Source organism: Moorena sp. SIO3B2 (genome assembly GCF_010692525.1).
Taxonomy (GTDB): Bacteria; Cyanobacteriota; Cyanobacteriia; order Cyanobacteriales; family Coleofasciculaceae; genus Moorena; species Moorena producens.
In genome coordinates this window covers 1-5,778 of record NZ_JAAHHE010000367.1, presented here as the reverse complement: position 1 = coordinate 5,778, position 5,778 = coordinate 1, and the positions used below count along the sequence as shown (strand labels likewise).

Below are 5,778 nucleotides of genomic sequence, written 5' to 3'. Positions count from 1 at the left end.
ACCGCTGACTGCTTAAGCTCTACAACAAACCAATGATGCTCATAGTGAATATGCTCTTATCAAAAAAGTCGCTATTGCCAGGTGCCAGGGCAAAGTCAACTACCGACCCTTTTTGCACTGTGCTGGATACAGTGAAATCAACCCCAAAACCATCCCTGCCATCGATTGCATCAGACCAAATTTTAGTACCATCAACAAAGATATAGGCAATCACACCATCGCTGGCAGTACGACGGTCTTTCTTGGCCAGGTGACCCTTGAACGTAACTTCCCCCTCAATGTCACTAACCCAGCGACGAACTCCCCACTGCTCAACCCTTTGCCGTCTACCGCTGGTTTTGGGACCGTTGGGATGAGCAATAGTGCTAGATAGCTCAGTCCAGTATTTTCCTTGCTTCACTTTCCAGGACCCCTTAGTGTATTGCTGCATTTCATGGAAATCAGCACTGGTCAGGGAACCATCGTAGTAGCCATAGAACCAGTTATGCTCTCCTTGAGTGTCAGAAAAATCCTCCACTGAATTAGCAATTTCAGTAGGCACGGGAACATGGTTAACCTGAATTTCAAACCCATTGCTGACAGTTTTGCATAGCTCGTCAGACGCTGTTACAGTAATTGTGGTTGTGCCAATGTCCTCGCTACTGGGAGTACCACTGAACGTAGTGCCATCGAAATTCAACCAGCTCGGTATGGTTGCACTAAAGCTCAGACTATCTCCATCGCGATCGCTAAATGTTGCTTCCCCAATTGTCAGGGTAAAAGGCTCATTCTCGTTAATGCTTTGAGCGCCAATGGGATTAGCCACTACAGGGGCAGAATTATTTGGGGGTTCATAGACGTAGAGAGATCCACAGTTTTCCCAGCGAACTTCGTCGAGACTGGAACGGTCTTTGTTGGTATTTGTCAACCAATCGCCATTAATCTTTAAATAATCCAAATCTGTCAGCACTTGCATTATCTCTAAATTCGTCGCTGCTTCATTGCTGTCAGTTTTTATCCATCCACCCTCTGCATTCAGAGGTATGGTGTAGGGAGTCCATTGGTCTATAGTGGGCGTCGATACATGGTTCTGTAGTTCCAAACCACCACCACTTATGGTTAAACCATTTGTTAAACTGTTATTTAAACTATTGATATCCTCGGTAATCTGATCGCTATTTTCCAAATTAACCTGAACAGAAAACCTGAGGTTTCCATTGAAAAAACTGGATTTGTCACCAACAAACTTCTCGGGGGCAACGTAATCGTAGGGTCCATCACCGACTTGATCATCATTATGAATGTAGCCACCAGTGATGAATCCACAGATTCTAGACTGTTCGGGGTCAAATTCTTGATCATTGAGGTCAACAACGATCCAATCCTCTGTGCCAGTATCAAAGTAACTGACCGGCTCGATTACGCTTTCAATCGCCTGAGCTGGCTGTGGAATCATGAGCATGGCACAAGACAATAGTGCCGCCCACAGAACAATACGGATTTTTTTCATCAAAATTTTCGCAGCAGAATACACCACTTACACCCTAAGGGTGAGAGTTAGCACGGGGCTTTCAAGGTGTGGACGCAATACCGCACTCAGCCCCTTTCCGCTGCACCTCCAACTAATGGTTTACAGATTAATCCGGTACTACGTGTGAGTAGCCCTGTTGTGTTTTGCTGCAAGTAACTGCAAACAGCTCAATGGTCCCCTTTGTGGAAACCGTAGCTAAAGTATGGTCAAAGGCTTTGCAGATCTTAAATTTTGCCCAAACTCTAATTTTATAGGAGTTTAGGCTTTTTAGATATTTTTTTTGATTTACAAGCTCGTGTATCTTGATAGATAAGGGTTTCAGGAATTATCAATTACCTTTCCTCCTCCCCTTATTGAGAAGATATTTTGTTTAATACCATAAGATGCGCATCTGATCAAATCCTGTTATTTTTGACTGTTGAGTTTTTATAGGACTTACGAAGTTTAGTTGGTTTTGCCCCCCTAACCCCCCAAGTTTGGGGGGGAATGATGTCAAAGTCCCCTGCCCCCCTAACCCCCCAATACTGGGGGGGAAGAGCGCGGATGCTTCGCTTTTTGACAGTGGGGGACCAACGGGGGCATGCGTAAGTCCTGTTTCTCGATGAGCTCCCTGGTGAAAAACCAATGGTATTCCTAAGATGAACCAATCAACCGAGGGGCTATATAATCTATTACCTGCGATCTACCGGCAGCGAGATTTTGCCCAAGGGGAACCCCTACGGGCGCTGTTGGCGGTAATGGAAAAGGTAATGAAGGATATATCCAGTTAAACAATGACCTAGAAGTTAAGTTTGAATCCGGAAACTACAGAACTGGGGATTATTGGTTGATTCCGACGCGAACCTCACAGACCGTTGAATGGAGTCAAGACAAAGCCCATCCCCACGGCATTAGTCATCACTACTCTCCCTTAGCCCTACTGCGCTGTGATGGCAGCAAGTGGGAATTGGTAGAAGACCGTCGCGCTATTTTCTCTCCCTTGACTGGAGTAGTGAGTCAATCCGGGGGTACCATGACTGGCTCCTTGACCATTGAGAGTGCTCTAACCGTCAGTGATAACGTCACCCTAGGGAATAGCGATCAAGATACAGTGACTATTTATGGCACAGTGCGATCGCAACATTCATCTGGGTCACTGCGGATAGCGGATGCCTTAAACGTCTCGGAAAACCTGACCGTTGAGGGTAAGGTTGGGATTGGCACAACACAACCAGGGAATTACAAGCTTAAGGTTGATGGGGGAGATACCCATTTAAATGGAGCAGTGACAGTCTCCGGGAATCTAGAGGTAGAGGGAAATGTAACATTTCGAGGCGATGTAATTGCTCGGGACGTTGAACATCAACCGGGAGATGTGTTACTGGGAGACCAGGATGAAGATCAGATTACCTTTCATGGCACAGTGCGATCGCAAAATTCATCCAGGAAACTGGAAATAGCTAATGGTGTGAACATAGCCGAAGACCTGAGTGTTAATGGCAATGTTGGTATCGCTATAGACACTCCAGAGAAGAAACTTCATGTTGAACTGGGTGAACTCAGAGTTAGAGCTAGCCACAATCAGATAACTGCTGATATTGGAGCCTTCTATGCCCAAAATCTCACCCAAGGCATTGGGATTGGCTATAACCGTATTGAAGCGATTGGCAGTAATGCTAGCCAAGATATTGTGATTCGTCCCAAAGGCACTGGGCAAGTCATTCTAGATAACAGCAACCTTCAAGTTGCCGGTAACCTAACCATTGCTGGGATTACCAAGACCCAAGCCCTTGATGTGGGTGGATTTAGTCGCACTCAGCATATAAATAAAGATGGTGCCTTCTATCGTTACGGTGGACAGGCTTATATAGCCGTTGATGATAATCTCTACATCCGTGATTTTAATAATCCTGAGGATAATTCTAACAATATCAAGATGCACTTCAATACCAATAATGGCAGACTTGGTATTAACAAAACCAGTCCACAGGCAAATCTAGATGTTAATGGTAATCTGAAGCTGCAATTGGGTGTAGCAGTCAATGAGTTTTCCAATGATCAAAATCTTAAAGGTAACAGTGATTCAGCCGTACCCACCGAAAGGGCGGTAAAAGCCTATGTTGATAACAAAATTAGTCAGGGTGTTGTTGCAGACGGAGGCACAGCAACAGGATATAAATTTTATGCAGACATAAAATTTGATGGTCAAAATATTAAAAGTTCAGGAACCCATGTCATATAATTTGTTGAAAGGAATGACCATTACCAGGTTTTTGATGATAAAAGCAATGCGTTTATCGCCCCCAGATCAGGCTATTACTTTTTTGCTGCCACATTACAATTTTCTGGAGGTAATGGTAACGGCGATGGTGTGATTGTGGGCATTTATAATAATGGTGATAGTAATGACAATAATACAACGATTATTGTGCTCGAACCTGGGCTGATTAAAAATCTCACAGCACAATCGATAACAGCAATGATGAAATTAGATCCTAAAGACCGTGTCGATGTCAGATTAGAAGGTGTAGACAAAAGTACCTTTACTGTGTCTTATAGTTCTTTTCTGGGATTCCTGATTGGTCAATAGTTGGTAATATAGCAGTTTGAACTTCCTTGTGGCTTTTAGGGAGTAGGGAGTATTTGAATTAAGAATGTAGAATTGAGAATTGAGAATTAAGAATTAAGAATTGAGAATTGAGAATTGAGAATTTGGAATTCTACATTTTGCATTCTACATTCTACATTCTGCATTCTAGATTCTGCATTCTGACAGACAACCTACCCTTCGGGAACGCCAAAGGCGAACAACCAGCTAACCTTCAACCAGCTAACCTTCAACCGACTAACCTTCAACCGACTAACCTTCAACAGTATGATCAACCCTATAGACCCGGAAGAAAAACTCTACCGGTTGTTGGGTAGATAATGCGTTCGCGTAGCGTGGCCTACGGCCAATCGCGAAGCGGTTCCTTACTGGCAGTGCCAGACGCTGCGCGAACGGAACATCGCCCTTAATTGAGCTTAATCAAAACTCCCTACTCCCTACTCCCTACTCCCTACTCCCTACTCCCTTATGTTGCTGAACTTCCCATTTTCAACCAGCCAAAAATTTCCTCTGCTGTCAACTGAAGGTCGATACCATCTAACACCACTAGAGAGTCACTTCCCTGACACAATTCCGGTTGTTGGTTAGGTAGAAAAATCAAGACCGAGCGGTCGTAAGGATCAATTAGCCATCCTAGTTGAGAACCATGTCTTAGACAATTTAAAATGTTACCTGTTACTCGGTTTGAACTCTGGCCGGGAGAGATAATTTCAATAGTCCAATCTGGAGCAATAAACACATCATCTATAGGCTCTCCTTCATCATCAAATTCAATCTTGTTCCAGCGAATAACTGCTAGATCGGAAACAATTGACCGTCCGCCAAAAGTACATCGTAGCTCTGGGAAAGCGTAGGCAATTTGCTCTTCCTCAACAACAGTATTAATTGTACTCGTCAACTTGATATTAAGTCTGGAGTGGCGAGTTTTAGGCATTGGTTTCTGGGTAATTTCACCATTGATATATTCCCTAGGGGGTTTGGTCTCTGGGAGTTCCAGAAACTCTTCGAGAGTCAAAGGTAAGGCAGCTATCTTTACCATTGGCAGCTAGTTCCAGAAACAGATGTGACCATACTATAGCAATTCTGAATCGGGTCAGGTACTTTCCTTCTTGGTTTTATGATACTGTTTCCGTCAATTCTTCTCCACTGATCCGAAGTTCCCTGATCTGAAGTTACCCATAACTGCCGCAAAGTCATATAATTGCTTAGGCGAAAGGCGAATGCAATACGTCGAACTAGTCGATTCCCAAGGTGGTAGGTATCACAGCGGTTAAAACCGCACGAGTCGCTGTCTTGATGCACCCGATAATGCCACAGGTTTTATTTAAGATATAATGGAAAAATGAGTCTGTAAACCAAAATAAATCATTATGGCTACTATTATTTCTCCATCAAAACTCAGCCTTAGTGACGTAGAAGATAAATTTAAGCTCCAAGAAGTAATTGACCCGGAGTTTTTCCCAGAGTGCGTGGAAAACCTGCCCCAACTAAGTGAAATAGAAAGGCAAATGCTCGATAGAGCAAAAGCGAATTACAAGTACTTGTCTAAAGATTTGGTACTAGAAGACCTAGTTAAAATGGTTGTTGTTTCTCCCTTATTGGATTTGGCAGGATTTTACCAACCGCCTTTTAAAGTTAAAGCAGAGTATGAAGTGTCTTTACCCATTGAAGATAAAGATGA

At 43.6% G+C, this 5,778-nt stretch carries 5 protein-coding genes and 2 pseudogenes; 5 read left to right on the top strand and 2 right to left on the bottom strand.

The annotated features are described in order from the left end of the window. Window positions 1–19: 19 nt before the first annotated feature. A complete protein-coding gene (locus F6K38_RS33775) occupies window positions 20–1,489 on the bottom strand; it encodes a putative Ig domain-containing protein (protein ID WP_287359463.1) in 1,470 nt (489 codons plus the stop codon). A 659-nt stretch (window positions 1,490–2,148) separates the two neighbouring features. Here F6K38_RS33775 and F6K38_RS33770 point away from each other — a divergent pair. The 4 genes and pseudogenes from F6K38_RS33770 (at window position 2,149) to F6K38_RS33755 (ending at window position 4,414) form a co-directional block, all read left to right on the top strand. Then, window positions 2,149–2,280 (top strand): hypothetical protein, encoded by a 132-nt coding sequence (locus F6K38_RS33770; protein WP_008190253.1) that lies wholly within the window; start codon window positions 2,149–2,151, stop codon window positions 2,278–2,280. Window positions 2,281–2,336: 56 nt separating this feature from the next. Next, window positions 2,337–3,731, top strand: coding sequence for a bactofilin family protein (locus F6K38_RS33765; RefSeq protein WP_008190251.1), 1,395 nt, complete (start codon window positions 2,337–2,339; stop codon window positions 3,729–3,731). Window positions 3,732–3,767: 36 nt separating this feature from the next. After that, window positions 3,768–4,079: pseudogene (locus F6K38_RS33760) on the top strand (C1q-like domain-containing protein); the annotation flags it as partial. Window positions 4,080–4,216: 137 nt separating this feature from the next. Then, window positions 4,217–4,414: a hypothetical protein gene (locus F6K38_RS33755; protein WP_131826880.1), complete on the top strand. Its 198-nt coding sequence runs from the start codon at window positions 4,217–4,219 to the stop codon at window positions 4,412–4,414. Window positions 4,415–4,563: 149 nt separating this feature from the next. Here the strand turns inward: F6K38_RS33755 and F6K38_RS33750 are convergent, their stop codons facing one another. After that, on the bottom strand, window positions 4,564–5,136 hold the full coding sequence (locus F6K38_RS33750; RefSeq protein ID WP_287295714.1) for a Uma2 family endonuclease: 573 nt from the start codon (window positions 5,134–5,136) through the stop codon (window positions 4,564–4,566). 331 nt (window positions 5,137–5,467) lie between these two features. On the opposite strand from F6K38_RS33750, the pseudogene F6K38_RS33745 reads away from it, so the two are divergent. Next, window positions 5,468–5,778: pseudogene (locus F6K38_RS33745) on the top strand (restriction endonuclease subunit R); the annotation flags it as partial.

Coding starts and splice junctions, on each gene's coding strand:
- F6K38_RS33775 (WP_287359463.1), bottom strand. CDS start 1,489: ATGAAAAAAATCCGTATTGTTCTGTGGGCGGCACTATTGTCTTGTGCC.
- F6K38_RS33770 (WP_008190253.1), top strand. CDS start 2,149: ATGAACCAATCAACCGAGGGGCTATATAATCTATTACCTGCGATCTAC.
- F6K38_RS33750 (WP_287295714.1), bottom strand. CDS start 5,136: ATGGTAAAGATAGCTGCCTTACCTTTGACTCTCGAAGAGTTTCTGGAA.